The organism is Bacillus cereus (assembly GCF_015071065.1).
GTDB classification, from domain to species: domain Bacteria; phylum Bacillota; class Bacilli; order Bacillales; family Bacillaceae_G; genus Bacillus_A; species Bacillus_A cereus_BA.
In genome coordinates this window covers 647,478-667,314 of sequence record NZ_VOVA01000001.1, presented here as the reverse complement: position 1 = coordinate 667,314, position 19,837 = coordinate 647,478, and the positions used below count along the sequence as shown (strand labels likewise).

The window sequence follows — 19,837 nt, the reverse complement described above, 5'->3', positions numbered from 1 at the left end:
GTGGATGAAAGGGGAATTCAAATGGTAGCAACAGTAGTAAATGTACAGGTGAAAAACGAGAAAAAGATTGAGACAGAACCAAAAAAAGTGGTATTTGATACGAAAAATTTAAATTTATGGTACGGAGAAGACCACGCTTTAAAAGATATCAACTTAAGTATTCATGAGAATGAAGTAACAGCGATTATCGGTCCAAGTGGTTGTGGTAAATCAACGTACTTAAAAACACTAAATCGTATGGTAGAGTTAGTGCCTATCGTTCGAACTACGGGCGTTATCGAATATAGAGAACGAAACATATTCGAAAAGTCATATCCGGTTGAAGAATTACGTACGCATGTGGGTATGGTATTCCAAAAGCCAAATCCATTCCCAAAATCTATTTATGAAAATGTAGCATATGGCCCGAAAATCCATGGTGTTCGTGACAAAAAAACACTTGATGAAATCGTTGAAAAGAGCTTGCGCGGAGCAGCGATTTGGGATGAGTTAAAAGATCGTTTGCACGATAACGCATATGGTTTATCAGGTGGACAGCAACAGCGCCTATGTATTGCACGCTGCTTAGCGATTGAGCCAGACGTAATTTTAATGGATGAACCAACATCGGCGCTAGATCCAATTTCAACATCAAAAGTAGAAGAGCTAATTCAGGAGTTAAAGAAAGACTTTAGTATTGTTATCGTGACGCACAACATGCAACAAGCAGCACGTATTTCAGATAAAACTGCTTTCTTCTTAAGTGGAGAAGTTGTGGAATATACAGATACGAACAAATTATTTACAACACCTACAGATAAGCGTACAGAAGACTACATTACAGGACGATTTGGTTGATATTGTTGTAAGGCTAAGAGGAAATGCCCCCTTAACAGAGGGCATTTCTCACTTTCACCTCATTCTAATAGGGGAGTAATATTTCTCTTTTCTCAAGGCTTAATAAACGTACAAGAGGCTGGGTAGGGGATTTATCCCGCATTAACGGGCAGTAAAACTCCCAACTCAAAACTCGGCTGGAACAAAGAAGTTAGTTGGGAGATCAACTGCCCATAAACGCCCGATTGGTTCAACTAATAATCAGTGGGGGATGAAAAAACCCCACACTGATTAAAGTTTCACTTTATATATAATGGCACATAATATTGAGGGGGAAGAAACGATGGTAAGAGAACAGTTTCAATGTGATTTAAAAACGTTACAGCAAAAGGTGATCGAGCTTGGTGAGTTAGCAAGGGAAGCTTTATTGATTGCTATGGAAGGTCTTCACCACAGGGATGTAGAGAAAGCGTTAGAAGTCATTGATGGGGATTATCGCATGGATAATTTAGAAGAGGAAATAAATGACCTTGCGCTTATGCTTATTACAAAGCAGCAGCCTGTAGCAAGTGATTTAAGAAGGATTTTCATTTCAATTAAAACAGCGACAGATTTAGAACGTATTGCAGACCATGCTGTTAATATTGCGAAATCAACAATTCGTCTTGGTGAAAAAGAAGTGGTCGTTAGCTTGCGTAATCTTGAGGAAATGTTTGAGATTGCTCATAAGATGTTAAATTTAGCATTAGAAGCATATGAGCAAGAAAATTTAACTTTTGCTAAACAAATTGCTGAAATGGATGATTCAGTTGATGAAATTTATGGGAAAGCGATTCGTGAATTTATTTCCTCTGTCCCTGGACAACCAGAAGCGATTACACAAATTACACAACTATCCTTTGTTGCAAGATATATTGAGCGTGTAGCAGACCATGTTACAAATATTGCTGAGAATGTATTTTATTTAGTAAAAGGAAAGCATTATTTATTGAATGAGTAGGGGAAAAAGTAGGTGATGAGAAATCACCTACTTTTTTTGTCAAAACATGACAAAAAAAGCTCGTTGTTTCCTTTAGTCTATGATGATAAGATGTATCATAATTAATGGAAAAAGAAGTACATATGTGTTAGTTACGTCTAATTAATTATTTTACTAAGTTAATGGTAAGCGCTTTCTTTTTTTATCGGGAGTTAAAAGGTACATTTATTCATAAAGTGAGGCTTTAATTAGTGGGGCTGCCTCTCACTGATTGTTAGATTTACCAAACCGGAATTTTCCTGCAGTTAATGTGGGATAAATGATATACGGAGTTCTTGAACATTATATAAGTGGAGGCTGAAGTATATGAAGGGGGTTATTTTAGCTGGAGGAAAAGGGAGACGTCTTAGACCATTAACATGTAATACTCCAAAACCGATGTTACCATTGTTAGAAAAACCAGTTCTTGAATATAATATTGAATTATTACGTCAGCATGGTATTCGTGAAATTGCAATTACAGTTCAATATATGAGTACTGCCATTAAGCAATACTTTGGTGATGGTAGTAAGTGGGGAGTTAACTTGTATTATTTTGAAGATTCTCCTCCGCTTGGAACAGCAGGGAGCATTAAGCAAGCGGAAAGTTTTTTAGATGAAACATTTGTTGTTATTAGTGGGGATGCATTAACTGACTTTCAATTATCAGAAGGAATTGCATTTCATGAACAGAAGAAGAGAATGGTAACGATGTTTGCGAAAGAAGTAGAAAACCCACTCTCATTTGGGTTAGTTGTAATGAATAAAGAACAAGAAATTATACGATATATAGAAAAACCGAGCTGGAATGAGGTAGTTTCTAATATTGTGAATACAGGTATTTATATAATGGAGCCAGAAATCTTTTCTTACATACCATCCATGGAATTTTCGGATTTCAGTCATGATGTGTTTCCGTTATTGGCGAATAAAAATGCTTTATTTGCATATTTATCAGAAGACTATTGGCTAGATATTGGTACATTTGATCAATATCGGCAAGCTCAATTCGATTTGTTGACGAAAAAATTGAAGGTGCCTATTCCATATACAGAAGTATTACCAATGGTGTGGATGGGAGAAGGTGTAACGATAGGAAAAGGGACGAAAATTCATGGTCCTTCTTTTATTGGAGAAGGAGCAATGATTGGTGCAGGGGCTGTAATTGAACCGTACTCTATTATCGGGAAAAATAGTATCGTTTCAAGTTATTCTCATCTTCAAAAAAGCATCATTTTTGCAAACTCTCATATAGGAAAAAATTGTGAGTTGTTAGAAACAACAATAGGAGATCATACAATGGTCGAAGATGATGTTACACTTTTTCAAAAAAGTATTGTAGCGGATCATTGTCATATAGGGAAAAGTACAGTAATTAAGCAAAAAGGAAAAATATGGCCATATAAGGAGATAGATAGTCATTCGATAGTAGGTTCTGCCGGTGTTAAAGAGAGTGAAAAGAGTGCAGGATGGTTACAAAAAAGCCGGATTGTAGGAAGGGGTAATGTTGAAATTACTCCTCAATTTATTGTGAAAGTTGCAATGGCTTATGGATCTCTTTTTGCCAAAGGAGAGAGTATATTGATTGGAAGTCAGGAAAATATAGAAACAACGTCCTTTAAAAATTTATTCCTCCATGCCATTCATGGCAGCGGGATTCATACGATGGAATGTAAAGAAATGAATGAGTCGCTTTTTCAGTATGCCATTCATAATTTGCAATGTGCAGGTGGAGTTTTCGTTCAAGTGGAAAACGAAAGAGGGATTGTTATACAACTGTATGGTAAGGAGGGCTCGTTTTTAACGTATAAGCAGCAAAAAGCGATAGAACAAGTATATATGTCTGAGTCGTTTTATTACGCTTGTGAGAAAGAAATGGGGCGAAATAAGCTAGTTCACGTTTCTGTAAATAATTATGTAGAAGCTGTGTTAGAGCGTATTGATATTGAAACGATACAAAAACAGAAGTTTCATCTTCTTATTAATAAGAGAAATGATATGTTACAACATTTACTTATGCTCTTTCTACAAAGGATTGGATGCACAGTTACATGGATTTATGCGAGTGAACAAAAAGATCATGTGAAAGCTTTGATGAAATCGAGTAAAGCAAATATGGCGCTTATGTTTTCTGAACACGGAAATCGCTTCGAATTATATGACACTCACAGCAATATTTACCAAGGAACTGATTTTGAAGAAGTAGATATTCCAGATTTATTACTCGAATCAGCAGATAATGTTTACCCGATGTCTTTGAAATTAGGGGAATGTTATCTCCTCTTTTATATGCATAATGAAAAAAACTCTTTTCAATTAAGATGGAAGCGAGATATTTTATATCGAATTGGAAAATTATTTGAATTAATAGCATTGCAAGGAAAAACATTACTTAGCATAGCAGAGCAATCACCGCCACTGTATCTACTTTATGATGAAGTTGTATGTTCATGGAAGGAAAAAGGGAAAGTAATGAGGAAATTATTGGCCGATATGGAAAGAAAAGAAGAAGGTATATTTGAAGGAATACAGTTCAAATATACAGAAAAAGAGTGGTCTTATATCGTTTCTGATACAAAACAACCAAAATTTTTGGTGTATTCACATGCTAGAAACCCAGTAATAGCAAGGGAAAACATGAAAAATCTTATAGAAAAAATTAGACAATATCAAAAGGTGTAGAATTTTTATTTTAAAAGTGGTATTATAGTATAGTCTGATTTAAGTTATTAGTGACTGGAGGGAAATAAGAATGCGTGTGAATATTACTCTAGCATGTACAGAATGCGGAGATCGTAACTATATCTCAAAGAAAAATAAACGTAACAACGCTGAGCGTATCGAGCTTAAAAAGTATTGCAAGCGTGACAAGAAGTCTACGTTACACCGTGAAACAAAGTAAGCAGTAGGAATATTTTCCTACTGTTTCTTTTTTTTTATGCGATTCCTACGTAAAAGTGATACACTATCTTCGTAGAGTAAAGTGTCACTGCAAGGGGGAAAAGTGTGTGAAAGAAGAGAAAATACGTTTACGCAAACAAGTAATAGAACACATGAATTCTTTATCTGAAGAACAGTATACAACTTTATCGGAACAAATTGCAGTTTCGGTGTATGGACAAAAAGAGTGGGTTGAAGCTAAAACAATTGGAATCACTCTCTCGATGGAGCATGAAGTGAATACATATCCTATTATCGAAAAAGCTTGGGAAGCAGGAAAGAAAATTGTTGTTCCGAAGTGTAATAAAGGGACAAGAACGATGTCTTTTCGACAAATTAGTAATTTAAATCAATTAGAAACAGTATATATGAATTTACGTGAACCGATTCCAGCACTTACGGAAGAAGTGAATGCGTGTGAAATTGATCTTCTTATCGTGCCAGGAGTAGCTTATACACAGCGAGGGGAACGGATTGGATATGGCGGTGGCTACTATGATCGTTATCTCGTGCACTATAAAGGGAAAACGCTATCATTAGCTTATGATTTTCAAATTGTAAAACATATTCCGGTAGAGCCATTTGATAAAAATGTAGAAAAAATTATTACAGAAAAAGGAACAATGGTTATAAATGGGCTTGTATAGACAAATAAAAATTGACGAGACTTTTTCTTCTTGATTATAATAAAATATGTGAACGTTTTCTTATTATAATTTTTTTATAGTAAGTGAGCATAGAGGGTGATGAAATGATATCCATTTATGATATTCAGCAATTGCTAAAGAAATTTGGTACGATTATTTATACGGGTGATCGAATCGCCGATTTACAATTAATGCAAGATGAATTGCGTGAATTAAATCAATCACAACTAATCGATCCACAAGACTATCAAACAGCTTTATTTTTGTTGAAGCAAGAAATTCAAAAAGAGATAAATAAGAATTAGATAAAGGTAGGTACGTAACATGGAAGAGAAATGGTTAGTTGGTGTTGACCTTGGTGGTACAACGATTAAATTAGCATTTATTAATGTGTACGGTGAAATTTTACATAAGTGGGAAATCCCTACGAATACAAATGAACAAGGAAAACATATTACACTTGATGTAGCGAAAGCTATTGATAAAAAGTTAGAAGAATTAGGTGAATTAAAAAGCAAGTTAATTGGTATTGGTATGGGAGCTCCTGGTCCTGTACATGTGGCATCTGGAATGATTTATGAAGCGGTTAATTTAGGATGGAAAAACTATCCGTTAAAAGATTTACTAGAAGTAGAAACGGGATTACCTGTTGTTATTGATAATGATGCAAACTTAGCGGCGCTTGGTGAAATGTGGAAAGGTGCTGGTGAAGGAGCAAAAGATTTAATTTGTATGACACTTGGCACTGGTGTTGGTGGTGGTGTTATCGCCAATGGTGAGATTGTACATGGTATAAGCGGTGCTGCTGGTGAGATTGGACATATTACAGTTGTTACAGAGAACGCTTTTCCATGTAATTGCGGGAAGTCGGGTTGCTTAGAAACGGTAGCCTCTGCAACAGGTATTGTGCGTGTTGCTATGCAAAAAATACAAGAGACAGATAAAGAAAGTGTTTTACGTTCTATGTTAGCAGAAGAAGGGCTTATTACATCAAAAGATGTGTTTGAAGCGCTTGGACAAGGTGACGAACTAGCAGGTGAAGTAGTGGAAAAAGTAGCTTCTTATTTAGGATTAGCTGTAGCGAACCTTGCTAGTACGTTGAACCCAGAGAAAATCGTAATTGGTGGTGGCGTATCTAAAGCTGGAGATGCACTATTAGAGCCAATTCAACGTTATTTCGAGCAATATGCTTTCTCTCGTGCTGTAAAGAGCACAAAGTTAGCAATTGCAATACTTGGTAATGATGCAGGTGTAATTGGAGGAGCGTGGCTTGTAAAGAAGCACAAATACGAGGCGAAGATGATATAAGTTGTGAATAATGAGAAGAGGAAGGGGCCCCCTTCCTCTTTTTATGCAAGATCTTGTTGGAGAATAAAAATGTAAATGGATTAAGCTGTTGGTGGGTACCCATTATATAGAACAGTCATGATTGTAAACCATCCGAAAACAAGTACAGTTGCAATAGCGAAGCCGCCCGCGAATAAGTTTTTTTCGCGAAGTGTTCTAAGCGTAGCAAATACAGCTAACAGAGTGACTAGCGTAAAAATAATAACAAGGCCCATACAATATCCTCCTCTGTCTACTCATTCCGTAGGATGAGTTTTTAGAATATTTACTCTTTTATATTGTACATGTTTTAAAAATGATTGTCGAGATAACACCCCTTCTTTTCCTAAGAGAAAGAAATGTTGTATCATTAAAAGTAAATTAAATAACTGGAGGAGATTTTCATATGAAATGGATACAAATGCCGTTAGGCCCATTACAAACAAATGCTTATATTTTAACGAATGATCAAAATGAGTGTATTATCTTTGATCCTGGCCATGAAGGAGAGAAACTTGTTACATATTTACAAGAAGCACAGTTAAAACCACTTGCGGTTTTATTAACACATGCTCATTTCGATCATATCGGTGCTGTTGATGCGGTGAGGGACGCTTTTCATATTCCTGTATACGTACATAAAGAAGAAGCGGATTGGTTAGGCGATGCAACTGTGAATGGCTCGCAAATTTTTATGATGAACCGCAGTATTACAGCAAAACCAGCAGATCATATTGTTGACGAAGAGGGTACATTAACGATCGGTTCTTTTAGTTTTGAAATTTTTGAGACACCAGGACATTCTCCAGGAAGTATTTCTTATTACAGTAAAGAGGCGAATGCTGTATTTTCTGGAGATGTATTGTTCCAAATGAGTATTGGAAGAACGGATTTACCTGGTGGAAGTTTTGCTGAATTAATTGGAAGTATTGAAGAGAAATTATTTGTATTACCAGATGAAACAGCGGTGCTATGTGGACACGGTCCAGAAACAAGCATTGGTTTTGAAAAAGAAAATAATCCATTTTTACAATAAGGAGTCATTATGGGGATGGAGCTCAATTTAAGAGAATGGATGGGAAAAGAAAAGGATCATTCGATTTCATATAGTACGTATATGAACCTCGTATTATATGCAGAGGAACATGGGTATTATATGAGAGAACGTGAAAAAATTGGAAGACAGGGAGATTTTTTTACGAGTAGCAATGTATCTTCTGTATTTGCGAAGACTTTTGCTAAGTTTTTTATTCGGCTTGTTGAAAAGGGAGAAGTTTCTCCAAATATTTGTGAGATTGGTGGGGGAACAGGAAAGTTTGCCTATGATGTTTTACAAGAATGGAAACAATTATCTCCGGAAACCTTTATCAATTTAAACTATTCAATTATTGAAGTGAGCCCTTTTCATAGAAGATTACAACAGGAGAGGCTTTGCTTATTTGATAATGTGTCGTATTATACATCTTATATTGAAATGGGAGAGTCTTTCGAAGGAATTATTTTTTCGAATGAATTATTTGATGCGTTTCCTGTTGAGATAGTTGAGAAAAGAAATGGAATTTTGTATGAAGTACGTATCACATATACAGATGAGGGAAACCTTACAGAAGTATTTAGACCGATAGAGAAAAGAGTCGGCCGTTACTTATTGAAATATAACATTCATATTGCTGAGGGACAGCGCTTTGAAGTGCCTATTGCAATGGAAGAGTATATAGAAGAGATTGCGAAATGGTTTCAGAAAGGTATATGTATTACAGTTGATTATGGATATACAAAAGAAGAATGGATGCATCCTGCACATCATGAAGGAAGTTTAAGAGGATATTATAAGCATAAGTTAATTCATAATCCGCTTGCATATCCAGGAGAAATGGACCTTACTACGCATGTTCATTGGGATGAGTTGAAGATGAATTTTGAGCTACAAGGAATTAATACGATATGGCATAGGAAGCAATCAGAGTTTTTGTTAGCAGCAGGAATATTAGATCAGCTTGCTAGTCATCAAGATACCAACCCTTTTTCTGAAACTCAAAAACTAAATAGAGCTATTCGCTCTATGATTTTGAACGGAGGATTAGGTAATGCTTTCGATGTTGTTATACACACGAAAGATATGAAGAATTTACTTTTGAATCAATATTTAACCATATGAAAAAAACAAGACACAGTATTTTCTGTGTCTTGTTTTTTAATACGACTTTTAATTATGTAGCATTATATATTTTCTCTCATGATATATATTTATATTAAAGATATGAGATGGAAAATATAGAATACGCTCTTTTTCTCTGTCTATAGGTCCCTAACCTAATAATACGCGAACGAGTTGAATAATTGTTTCGTTTTCTACTTTGTAGTAAATTTCCAATCCTTTTCTTTCACTAGAAACGATTTTAGCACTTTTTAACTTTGCTAAATGCTGTGAAATTGTAGATTGTGGCATGTTTAAGCCTGTGTACATTGTAGAAACGTTGCTTGGGCCACGTTCAATTAATCCCTTTACAATACATAAGCGAACAGGATGAGCAAGCACTTTCAATAATTCTGCATTGCTTTCATATAGTTCTATTTCTTTTTGAAAGGTTTCTAACATGTTCTTTTCCACCTCCGTGTGAGCTGTTATACCATACTATACATACCAAAAAATCAAAGAAAAGAAAACAGTTGTTGCAGAAAAAAAGTCCTAAAGTAAAGAAATTGTAAGAAAAGAGACCCTGATGTAAATAAAATAGATAAATTTGCACAGTTTTGTAAAATGACATTTTTGGGTGAAAATTTTGATGCGTTTCAAAAATTGAAAGATATAGATATATTCGTAACACAATTTTATCATGATTTTCTTATTCTTTCAAATGAATATACAAAATTTTTAAAATAATATGAAAAAGGAATCATAATGTTATATATAGAATATATAACAGGTTAAAAGAAAAGAAGCTGATTATGATCAGCTTCTTTATAATGGCAATAAAGTTGTTTGATTTTAACTGATGAATCTTCGTTTCTTCCATTTATGCATTTATAGGTTCTTCTACATAAGAAAGAGCATTTTCGAAATCGGATATTAAATCGTTAACATTTTCAAGACCAACCGATAAACGGAGTAATGAATTGGAAATCCCTCTTTCATCACGTGCTTCCTGTGATAAGGCTGCATGTGACATTTTTGCTGGATATGAAAGAATAGATTCAACAGCTCCTAGACTAACCGCAAAAACGGGCAGTTTAACTTTTGATAAGAATTGGCGCAGTGCATCTTCTGATTGTAAGGTGAAAGATAAAACAGCCCCAGCCGATGTTGCTTGATTTTGTTGAATACTATAGCCAAGATGTGATTGTAATCCAGGGTAATAGACATTTTGAACTTTAGAGTGCTCTTGTAAAAAATGTGCGATTTTGTTGGCATTTGCAGCTGAATGTTCGAGACGTACATGCAATGTCTTCAGACCGCGAAGCACGAGAGAACAATCTTGCGGTCCTAAAATAGCACCAAAAGCATTTTGTAGAAAGCCGAGCTTTTGAGCGAGTTCTTCATCTTTTACGACAGCTAATCCGGCGGTGACATCACTATGACCAGCAATAAATTTTGTTGCACTATGAAGAACGACATCGGCGCCAAGATTAAGTGGCTTCTGGAATAGTGGTGTCAAAAATGTATTATCAACAAAAGTAAGAGCACCAATAGATTTTGCAAGATTAGAAACAGCACGAATATCTGTCACTTTTAAAAGTGGGTTAGAAGGTGTTTCTACATAAAAGAGCTTCGTATTTGGTTTAATGTTTTCTTTTACTTCTTCCACATTTGTCATATCAACAAATGTATGTGAAACACCGTAACGAGAGAGAACTTCAGTTATAATTCGGTAAGTGCCTCCATATACGTCTTCTGAAATGAGTACGTGATCGCCTTGTGAAAGAAGGAGAAATGCAGTAGAAATTGCTGCAATTCCTGATGCAAAGGCGAATCCTTTTGTCCCGTCTTCTAATAAAGCAATGATATCTTCAAGAGCTTCACGCGTTGGATTTCCTGAGCGACTATAGTCATACTTTCCGAAAGCATCTACATCAAACTGATGAAATGTTGATGTGTTATAGATGGGAACGTTAACAGCTCCTGTGTGTGTGTCATGCTTGTATTGATTATGCAGTAAAAGCGTATCTATGGAATAACTCATATTCTTACACCTTCTTTTACAATTTTAATTGCTTGCTTTAAGTCTTGAATTAAATCATTGCTATTTTCGATGCCGACTGAAAAACGGAGAAGACGATTACACACACCACGTGCTGTTCGAACTTCTTCAGGAATATCGGCATGGGTTTGCGTTGCTGGATAAGTCATTAAACTTTCGACGCCGCCAAGACTTTCAGCAAATGTAATTAAGGATAAAGATTGTAAGAAAGGATTAATCCAAGTTTCATCTTGAAGGCGAAATGAAATCATACCACCTCTTCCTGGATAAAATACATCTGTCACACCATCTTCATCATTTAAATAAGCAACAATTGCATGAGCATTTTCTTCATGCTGCTTCATGCGAAGTGCTAAAGTTTTCATGCCTCGAATTAATAGCCATGAATCAAACGGGCTTAAGACAGCACCAGAGGCATTATGATAATGAGCAAGCTCCTCGCAAAGAGATTTCCCTTTCGCAACGACAAGTCCGCTTAGTACATCGTTATGTCCGCCTAAATATTTAGTTGCGCTATGAAGGACGATGTTTGCACCTTCTGTTAATGGTTGCTGTATATAAGGTGTATAGAACGTGTTATCTACAATAAGAAGTAGTCCGTGCCTTTTGGCTACACTTGCTACACTTACGATATCAGTTACTTGCATTAATGGATTAGTCGGTGTTTCTATGAAAATAGCCTTCGTTTGAGATGTGATTGCTTGCTCAATTTGTTTAATAGATTGTGTATCTACGTATTTACATCGAATATTCCACTTGCCTTCATGTTCGGAAAATAGACGATATGTTCCTCCGTATAAGTCTTCGGATACGATAAGTTCATCTCCGGAACGGAATAGTGAAAGGACAAGGAGAACAGCCGCCATTCCTGAACTACAGGCATACCCTTGCTCACCGCTTTCTAAGTCTGCAATTGCCTGTTCTAAAAGACCGCGAGTCGGATTTCCAGTTCTTGAATAGTCAAAGCCAGTAGATTTACCAATTCCTTCGTGACGATAAGCAGTTGAGAAATAAACAGGTGGATTAACAGTTCCTGTTGTAGCTTCGCTACGGTTCCCGATTTGTGCTAGTTTTGTTTCGATTGTTGACATGTGAAAATTCCCCCTTTTTAAAGTGAACGACTAAGTGAATGTAAAATAAAAAAAGCCTTCTAAGAAGAAGGCTTTTGGTTTGAATAGAGTCTTCTTCTCATCTGTCAAATCTTTCACAATTTGCTGGAATTAGCACCTTATTAACGAATGAATGTTAATGGTTGCTGAGGCGTCATAGGGCCAGTCCCTCTACCTCTCTAGATAAGAATGTTCGTATGAAATTTTTATTATGTTTTTAACTTTACAACAAAAGATAATTGAATTGCAACTTTATTTTAAATAATTTTTATTTTTCCGCAAGTGTCATTGACTTTTATTTTAGTGCGTGCTAAATTTATAAAAAATTAACAAACATTGTTAAAAGGGGAACGCATTTCCTTTTAGCTACATAAATAAAATAATAAAGACAAACTCTTATTGAGAGCGGTGGAGGGAAAGGCCCTGTGAAACCCGGCAACCTTCAAACTAAATGTTTGAAACGGTGCTAAAACCTGCAAAACGTGTGTTTTGCATAATAAGAGGAGGAACAATTATGTCCCCCTCTTCAAAGTGAAGAGGGGGTTTTTATATTGATAGAAATGAGGGGGATTCGTGAAATTACTAGATTTATTATCAAAAGGAATTGTAATAGGTGATGGTGCGGTTGGAACTTTATTACATTCTCATGGTTTACAAAGTAGTTTTGAAGAATTGAATTTGTCTGATCCAGACTTAATTATATCGATCCATAAACAATATGTAGCTGCTGGAGCGGATGTTATTCAAACGAATACGTATGGGGCAAATGAAGCAAAATTACGTATGTATGGATTAGAAAATCAAGTTGTCCAAATTAATAAAGCGGCAGTGAATATTGCGAAAGCATCAGTAACAGAGCGGAATGCAATTTTAGGGACAATTGGAGGTATGAAACATATTGGTGCTGTTACAACGACTGATATAGAGCGAGAGTTTATGTTACTTGAGCAGGCAGGTGCTTTACTAGAAGAACAGGTTGATGGATTACTACTAGAAACTTTTTATGATGAATTTGAATTATTGCATGCCGTTAAAGTATTGCGTAAACAAACGAATATTCCGATTGTTGCTCAGTTAGCGTTACATGAGGCAGGTACGACTCAAAATGGGAATGATGTCAATGAAATATTAAAACAGCTTTTAGATTACGGTGCCAATGTTGTTGGATTGAACTGTCAACTAGGGCCACTTCATATGACGGAAGCTTTCAAAATGATATCGATTCCTCAAAATGGCTATTTATCAGCATATCCGAATGCAGGTCTCCCGAATTATGTGGAGGGGCGTTACGTATACGAGGGAAGTCCAGCGTATTTTGAAGAGATGACACCAAACTTTATTGAACAAGGTATTCGTTTATTAGGTGGTTGTTGTGGTACTACCCCGGAACATATTGAAGGAATGAAACGTGCTATTGCAAATGTTGTACCTGTAATAGCAAAGGAGACGATTCAAAGGCCTAAAGTGGTCCATACACATGAGAAGCGTTCGAGAGCCCATGTTACTCTCGCAGAGAAGGCAAAGAAACAAACGACAGTTGTAGTGGAATTAGATCCACCGAAAACGTTAGACACGCAGCGGTTTTTTGAAGGGGCAAGAGCACTGAAAAGGGCTGGAGCGGATGCTACTACTCTAGCAGATAATTCATTAGCATCTCCTCGCGTTTCGAATATGGCTATGGGTGCATTATTAACGAAGCATGATATTCCAGTATTGACGCATTTAACGTGTAGAGATCATAACGTCATTGGACTGCAGTCTCATTTGCTTGGATTATCAGCATTAGGTATGGAGGAAGTGTTAGCTTTAACTGGTGACCCAGCGCGCGTTGGTGATTTTCCAGGTGCAACTTCTGTATATGATTTGTCATCGATAGAACTAATTAAAATGATTAAAGAGATGAACGACGGTCGCTCTATTTTAGGGAAATCAATTGGTCCGGCAACAAGGTTTTCTGTCGGAGGGGCATTCAATCCTCATGTAAGGCATTTAAAAGCAGCGGTAAAACGAATGGAACGAAAAATTGATGCTGGAGCAGAATATTTCTTAACACAGCCGATATATGATGTTGCTTTAATAGAAGAAGTATATGAAGCGACAAAGCATTTGGAAGAACCTATCTTTATTGGAATTATGCCGTTAGTAAGTAAGCGGAATGCAGATTTTCTTCATTTTGAAGTACCGGGTATTACGCTCCCTGAAGAGATAAGACAAAGAATGGATGGACATGAAACGAAAGAGGCAGCCATAGAGGAAGGAATTCGTATTTCACAAGAGTTGATAGATGCGGCGATGAAATACTTTAACGGTATTTATCTTATTACACCGTTTTTAAAATATGAAATTACAGAACATCTCGTGAAATATGTGAGAGAAAAGCAAGAAGTGAAAGAAGGTATTAATTGATGAAACGAATAGAAGAGAGATTACAACATGAAATTTTAATATTAGATGGTGCAATGGGAACGATGATTCAGCAAGAAGACTTAACAGCGGAAGATTTCGGAGGAGAAGAATACGAAGGTTGTAATGAATATTTAGTGAAAACAAGACCAGACGTTATTTTAAATATTCATAAAGCCTATATTGAGGCTGGCGCAGATATTATTGAAACGAATACATTTGGCGCAACGAATATTGTATTAAGTGATTATGCATTGTCTCATTTAGATGAAGAGTTAAACGAAAGGGCAGCGCTTTTGGCGAAGCAAGCGGTTAAAGAAAGCGGGAAAGAAGTGTATGTTGCGGGAGCAATGGGACCAACGACGAAAGCAATTAGTGTTACAGGCGGTGTGACTTTTGAAGAGTTAATCGAAGCCTATACAAGGCAAGCGAGAGGATTATTAAGAGGAGAAGTTGATGTATTGCTCGTTGAGACGAGTCAAGATATGCGTAATGTGAAAGCTGCGTACCTTGGAATTCAATCGGCGTTTGAAGAACTAAACAAAATAGTACCTATTATGATTTCCGGAACAATTGAACCGATGGGAACGACGTTAGCGGGTCAAACGATCGAAGCCTTTTATTTATCGGTAGAGCATATGAAGCCATTATCGGTTGGATTAAACTGTGCTACTGGTCCAGAATTTATGAGGGAACATATTCGTTCTCTATCTGATTTATCGGAGTGTTATATTTCTTGTTATCCAAACGCTGGTCTTCCTGATGAAGATGGGCATTATCACGAATCTCCGGCGTCACTTACTGAAAAAGTAAAACGTTTTGCTGAAGAAGGATGGATTAATATTATTGGTGGTTGTTGTGGCACAACACCAGAACATATAAGTGCAATGAAATCGGCGCTTGCCTCGATTAATCCTCGTGAGCATCATAAGCGAGTTGGACATGGAATTAGTGGACTAGAAGCGTTGCAATACGATGATTCTATGAGGCCCCTATTTGTTGGAGAAAGGACGAATGTAATTGGATCGCGTAAGTTTAAAAGATTAGTAGCAGAAGGGAAATTCGAAGAGGCTGCTGAAGTGGCAAGAGCACAAGTGAAGAAAAATGCTCATATTATTGATATTTGTATGGCAGACCCTGACCGTGATGAAATAGAAGATATGGAAAAATTCTTGGCAGAAGTTACGAAAGTGTTAAAAGTACCGATTATGATTGATTCAACAGATGAAAATGTTATGGCGAGAGCTCTTACTTATATTCAAGGAAAAGCTGTTATCAACTCTATTAATTTAGAAGATGGAGAAGAACGTTTTGAAAAAGTGACACCTCTTCTTCGGAAATACGGTGCCGCTATAGTTGTAGGAACAATTGATGAAGATGGTATGGCGGTTAGTGCAGAACGAAAGATAGAAATTGCTAAAAGAAGCTATGAATTGCTAACGAAGAAGTATGGTATACGCCCATCTGATATTATTTTTGATGCGCTTGTGTTTCCTGTAGGAACAGGTGATGAAGAATATATCGGTTCAGCGGCAGCGACGATAGAAGGAATTCGTCTTATTAAAGAAGCGTTACCAGAATGTTTAACGATTCTAGGTGTGAGTAACATATCTTTTGGTTTACCACCAGCTGGACGGGAAGTATTAAACTCAGTCTTTCTATACCATGCAACGAAGGCAGGATTAGATTATGCAATTGTTAATACGGAAAAATTAGAGCGCTATGCGTCAATTCCAGAGGAAGAAAAACGTCTTGCCGATGCATTATTATTTGAAACGACGAAAGAGACGTTAGAAAAATTTACAAACTTTTATCGTGTTGCTAAAAAGAAAGAAGTCGCTACACAAGAAACGCTGACGCTTGATGAACGACTGGCAAACTATATTGTAGAAGGTACGAAGCAAGGACTACACGAAGATTTAAGCCTTGCACTTGAAGAAGGAAGAAAACCTCTTGATATTATTAACGGGCCGCTTATGACAGGAATGGATGAGGTAGGGCGATTATTTAATGGTAATGAGCTCATCGTTGCTGAAGTATTGCAAAGTGCTGAAAGTATGAAAGCTGCTGTAAGCTATTTAGAGCCACATATGGAATCTAGTGATAGTGCGAAAAAAGGGAAAGTATTATTAGCGACCGTTAAAGGGGACGTACATGATATTGGGAAAAATCTCGTTGAAATTATTTTATCAAATAACGGATATGAAATTATTAATTTAGGAATTAATGTTCGTTCGGATCGAATTGTTCAAGAAGTACAAGAAAAGAAACCTGATATTATTGGTCTTTCTGGTTTGTTAGTAAAATCCGCACAACAAATGGTAACGACTGCCGAAGATTTAAAAGCAGCGAATATTGATATTCCAATTGTTGTAGGTGGTGCAGCACTAACGAGAAAGTTCACAGATAATCGTATTTCTCCATCATATAAAGGGCTCGTATGCTATGCAAGTGATGCAATGACAGGTCTTGATATTATTAACAAATTACAAAAAGAAGAAGAACGTGAGAAGATGAAGCGAGATAAAAAGGAACGCCATCTTCATATTGTGAAACAAGAGGAGAAAAAAATAGAAATTCCAGCAGTTATTGAGCCGTTGCCAAAAGCAACTGTTATGATACCAGATTCGACGAAACGAGTTGTATTACGAGATATTCCTGTTTCTCATCTTGCACCGTTTTTAAATAGACAAATGTTAATTGGACACCATCTTGGGTTAAAAGGAAACGTAAAAAAACTCCTGCAAGAAGGGGATAAAAGAGCGCATGAGCTAAATGATTTAATTGATGAATTATTACAAGAAGGACAATCTTGGTTACGCCCAAAAGCGGTGTATCAATTTTTCCCAGCGCAAAGCGACGGACAAAACATTGTAATATATGACCCAGAAGATCATACGCGTATTATAGAGCGTTTCACATTCCCGAGACAAGGGAAAGTACCATACCGTACTTTAGGAGATTATATACGCCCTATTGGAGATGAGATGGATTATGTTGCTTTCTTATCTGTTACCGTTGGAGAAGGGGTTCGAGATATTGCAGAGGAATGGAAGGCGAAGGGAGATTATTTACGCAGTCATGCAATTCAATCGTTAGCACTTGAATTAGCAGAAGGGCTTGCTGAAAAAACACATATGCTCATTCGTGATCGTTGGGGAATTCCAGATTCACCTGAACTGACGATGGAAGAACGCTTCCGCACGAAATATAGAGGAATACGCGTGTCATTTGGTTATCCAGCATGCCCAGAACTGGCTGATCAAGAAAAATTATTTCGCTTAATTCATCCAGAAGAAATAGGTATTTCATTAACAGAAGGATTTATGATGGAGCCAGAAGCATCTGTAACGGCTATGGTATTTTCTCACCCTGAGGCAAGATATTTTAGTGTATTATAGTGTTGAAGGGGGAGACGTATGAAAAAAATAGTCTTTACAGGTGGCGGTTCGGCAGGGCATGTAACGCCTAATTTAGCCATTATTCCACATTTACAGGAAGAAAATTGGGACATCTCTTATATTGGTTCTCATCAAGGGGTCGAGAAAACGATTATAGAAAAGGAAGGCATTCCGTATTATAGTATTGCAAGCGGAAAGCTACGTCGTTATTTTGATTTAAAAAATATAAAAGATCCCTTTCTTGTAATGAAAGGTGTTATGGATGCGTATGTAAGGATTCGAAAACTAAAACCGGATGTGATTTTTTCAAAAGGTGGTTTCGTATCTGTACCAGTTGTAATTGGAGGATGGTTAAATAGGGTGCCAGTTTTGCTACATGAATCTGATATGACACCTGGACTAGCAAATAAAATTGCGCTCCGTTTTGCCTCGAAAATATTTGTTACATTTGAAGAAGCTGCGAAGCACTTACCGAAAGAGAAAGTAGTATATACAGGATCACCAGTACGTGAAGAAGTACTAAGAGGAAATCTTGAAAAAGGTTTAAAGTTTCTAGGGTTTTCCCGTAAGAAATCAGTTATTACTGTTATGGGAGGAAGTTTAGGAGCAAAGAAAATTAATGAAACTGTTCGATCGGCACTTCCAGATCTTCTGAAAAATTATCAAATTGTGCATCTTTGCGGAAAAGGGAATCTTGATGAATCCTTACAAAATAAAGAAGGATATAGACAATTTGAATATGTACATGGAGAGTTGCCGGATATATTAGCAGCAACAGATTTTGTTATTTCACGTGCGGGATCCAATGCGATTTTTGAATTTTTAACAATGCAAAAGCCAATGGTTTTAATTCCGTTATCGAAATTTGCCAGTCGTGGAGATCAAATTTTAAATGCAGAGTCCTTTGAAAAACAAGGGTATGCCTCCGTGTTGTATGAAGAAGATGTAACTGTGAAATCTCTTATAAAGCATATCGAAGAGTTGCATCAAAATAATGAGGCGTATAAAACGGCATTAAAAAAATACAATGGAAAAGAAGCGATTAAAACTATCATTCACCATATTTCAGAGGCATGATGAAACAATCATGTCTTTTTTAATAGGATGAAAGATTCCAAGAATTGATATTTTTATGTTACAATAACAAATGGTTAATAGGGAAATTCCAATTGATTAAGCGTGAAAATACGAATGGATTAGGAGTGACTGTGTTGGAGCTAAGTCTCTATGAAAATACTGCACTTATTATATGCTTTGTGTTGTACGTTGGTAGTGTTATTGTTTATATTTCACGGAAATTTTCACAAGAACGAGAGCTTGAAAAATCAGAAATAACAGCTGAATTAGAAATGTTAGCTGATGAAAGTTATAAAAAACAAAAAATAAAAGAAGATCATGAGGCACCCCATCATTTAAACGCAAATAAGTTTTAAAGATGGGTTTTTTTTTGAAAAAATCCCATTAACGCTAAAAAAGGAGTTTCCCCATACATATTTAAGGAGTGGATATAAATGAAGTTTTATATTGCTTCGGGATTTCAAAATAAACATCTTGTACGTTTCGTATCAAGCCAGTTGAAAGAAGTGGGATGGCAGCATACATATGATTGGACGAAAAATGAAAGAGCAACCAATAGAGAACAATTGCAAAAGATTGGTGAAGAAGAACAAAAGGCGATACGAGAAGCTGATGTCTTCTTACTCATACTAGAGGGTGGGAATGGAAGTCATACAGAGTTAGGGATGGCAATTGCTTTAGAAAAGAAAATTTATATATATCACAAGAGCAATGAATTGCAAACTACGTTTTACCATTTACAAGAAGTTGATGTTTTTGAAGGAGAAATTGAGGGGCTTGTCTCATATATATTGAATAAAGTGGAATGTTAGAAGTGGGAATATAGCCAGAAATATTTCTTGCAAAAAAGAGTGAAGGTTACCATTAGTCTATTTTGGGCACAGTTATTATAAGTAAAGTA

General features: G+C 36.4%; 18 protein-coding genes and 2 riboswitches. Of the genes, 14 read left to right on the top strand and 4 right to left on the bottom strand.

Annotation, left to right across the window (positions count from 1 at the left end):
- The first annotated feature begins 21 nt into the window (after window positions 1-21).
- The 7 genes from pstB to glcK all read left to right on the top strand — a co-directional run bounded on the left by pstB (window position 22) and on the right by glcK (window position 6,729).
- Window positions 22-837, top strand: coding sequence for a phosphate ABC transporter ATP-binding protein (pstB, locus tag FT637_RS03510; protein ID WP_193645140.1), 816 nt, complete (start codon window positions 22-24; stop codon window positions 835-837).
- A gap of 322 nt (window positions 838-1,159) precedes the next feature.
- Window positions 1,160-1,816, top strand: a complete 657-nt coding sequence (phoU, locus tag FT637_RS03505) for a phosphate signaling complex protein PhoU (protein ID WP_193645139.1) — start codon at window positions 1,160-1,162, stop codon at window positions 1,814-1,816.
- A 345-nt stretch (window positions 1,817-2,161) separates the two neighbouring features.
- Window positions 2,162-4,516, top strand: coding sequence for a sugar phosphate nucleotidyltransferase (locus tag FT637_RS03500; protein ID WP_193645138.1), 2,355 nt, complete (start codon window positions 2,162-2,164; stop codon window positions 4,514-4,516).
- Between the two features lie 70 nt (window positions 4,517-4,586).
- The gene (gene rpmG / locus FT637_RS03495; RefSeq protein WP_001265616.1) at window positions 4,587-4,736 is read left to right on the top strand and encodes a 50S ribosomal protein L33; all 150 of its coding nucleotides are present in this window, start codon (window positions 4,587-4,589) and stop codon (window positions 4,734-4,736) included.
- Window positions 4,737-4,842: 106 nt separating this feature from the next.
- Complete coding sequence (locus tag FT637_RS03490) at window positions 4,843-5,421, top strand: 5-formyltetrahydrofolate cyclo-ligase (RefSeq protein ID WP_193645137.1); 579 nt, start codon at window positions 4,843-4,845, stop codon at window positions 5,419-5,421.
- Between the two features lie 104 nt (window positions 5,422-5,525).
- Window positions 5,526-5,726, top strand: a complete 201-nt coding sequence (locus tag FT637_RS03485) for a YqgQ family protein (RefSeq protein ID WP_002173470.1) — start codon at window positions 5,526-5,528, stop codon at window positions 5,724-5,726.
- Between the two features lie 19 nt (window positions 5,727-5,745).
- A complete protein-coding gene (gene glcK, locus FT637_RS03480; protein ID WP_002145726.1) occupies window positions 5,746-6,729 on the top strand; it encodes a glucokinase in 984 nt (327 codons plus the stop codon).
- An 80-nt stretch (window positions 6,730-6,809) separates the two neighbouring features.
- Here the strand turns inward: glcK and FT637_RS03475 are convergent, their stop codons facing one another.
- Window positions 6,810-6,983, bottom strand: coding sequence for a DUF2759 domain-containing protein (locus FT637_RS03475; RefSeq protein WP_002015138.1), 174 nt, complete (start codon window positions 6,981-6,983; stop codon window positions 6,810-6,812).
- A gap of 170 nt (window positions 6,984-7,153) precedes the next feature.
- Here FT637_RS03475 and FT637_RS03470 point away from each other — a divergent pair, with 170 nt between their 5' ends.
- On the top strand, window positions 7,154-7,783 hold the full coding sequence (locus FT637_RS03470) for an MBL fold metallo-hydrolase (RefSeq protein ID WP_193645136.1): 630 nt from the start codon (window positions 7,154-7,156) through the stop codon (window positions 7,781-7,783).
- Window positions 7,784-7,792: 9 nt separating this feature from the next.
- Entirely contained in the window at window positions 7,793-8,905 is a 1,113-nt protein-coding gene (locus tag FT637_RS03465) for a class I SAM-dependent methyltransferase (RefSeq protein WP_193645135.1), read from the top strand.
- A 150-nt stretch (window positions 8,906-9,055) separates the two neighbouring features.
- Here the strand turns inward: FT637_RS03465 and FT637_RS03460 are convergent, their stop codons facing one another.
- The 3 genes from FT637_RS03460 to FT637_RS03450 all read right to left on the bottom strand — a co-directional run bounded on the left by FT637_RS03460 (window position 9,056) and on the right by FT637_RS03450 (window position 12,037).
- Entirely contained in the window at window positions 9,056-9,346 is a 291-nt protein-coding gene (locus FT637_RS03460) for an ArsR/SmtB family transcription factor (protein ID WP_000894375.1), read from the bottom strand.
- Between the two features lie 418 nt (window positions 9,347-9,764).
- The gene (gene metC / locus FT637_RS03455) at window positions 9,765-10,928 is read right to left on the bottom strand and encodes a cystathionine beta-lyase (RefSeq protein ID WP_193645134.1); all 1,164 of its coding nucleotides are present in this window, start codon (window positions 10,926-10,928) and stop codon (window positions 9,765-9,767) included.
- A complete protein-coding gene (locus FT637_RS03450) occupies window positions 10,925-12,037 on the bottom strand; it encodes a methionine biosynthesis PLP-dependent protein (RefSeq protein ID WP_193645133.1) in 1,113 nt (370 codons plus the stop codon). The genes metC and FT637_RS03450 overlap by 4 nt, the downstream gene beginning before the upstream one ends.
- 94 nt (window positions 12,038-12,131) lie before the next feature.
- Window positions 12,132-12,245: riboswitch (SAM riboswitch) on the bottom strand.
- Window positions 12,246-12,448: 203 nt separating this feature from the next.
- Window positions 12,449-12,558, top strand: a riboswitch (SAM riboswitch).
- A 70-nt stretch (window positions 12,559-12,628) separates the two neighbouring features.
- On the opposite strand from FT637_RS03450, the gene FT637_RS03445 reads away from it, so the two are divergent.
- The 5 genes from FT637_RS03445 (at window position 12,629) to FT637_RS03425 (ending at window position 19,748) form a co-directional block, all read left to right on the top strand.
- Window positions 12,629-14,461 carry a bifunctional homocysteine S-methyltransferase/methylenetetrahydrofolate reductase gene (locus FT637_RS03445; protein WP_193645132.1) on the top strand — a complete coding sequence of 611 codons (1,833 nt, stop codon included), beginning with the start codon at window positions 12,629-12,631 and terminating at the stop codon, window positions 14,459-14,461.
- On the top strand, window positions 14,461-17,859 hold the full coding sequence (gene metH / locus FT637_RS03440) for a methionine synthase (protein ID WP_193645131.1): 3,399 nt from the start codon (window positions 14,461-14,463) through the stop codon (window positions 17,857-17,859). The genes FT637_RS03445 and metH overlap by 1 nt, the downstream gene beginning before the upstream one ends.
- An 18-nt stretch (window positions 17,860-17,877) precedes the next feature.
- Window positions 17,878-18,936 (top strand): undecaprenyldiphospho-muramoylpentapeptide beta-N-acetylglucosaminyltransferase, encoded by a 1,059-nt coding sequence (locus FT637_RS03435; protein ID WP_193645130.1) that lies wholly within the window; start codon window positions 17,878-17,880, stop codon window positions 18,934-18,936.
- 95 nt (window positions 18,937-19,031) lie between these two features.
- Window positions 19,032-19,292: a DUF3966 domain-containing protein gene (locus FT637_RS03430; RefSeq protein ID WP_083596079.1), complete on the top strand. Its 261-nt coding sequence runs from the start codon at window positions 19,032-19,034 to the stop codon at window positions 19,290-19,292.
- Between the two features lie 78 nt (window positions 19,293-19,370).
- Window positions 19,371-19,748: a nucleoside 2-deoxyribosyltransferase gene (locus FT637_RS03425; protein WP_193645129.1), complete on the top strand. Its 378-nt coding sequence runs from the start codon at window positions 19,371-19,373 to the stop codon at window positions 19,746-19,748.
- Window positions 19,749-19,837: the final 89 nt, after the last annotated feature.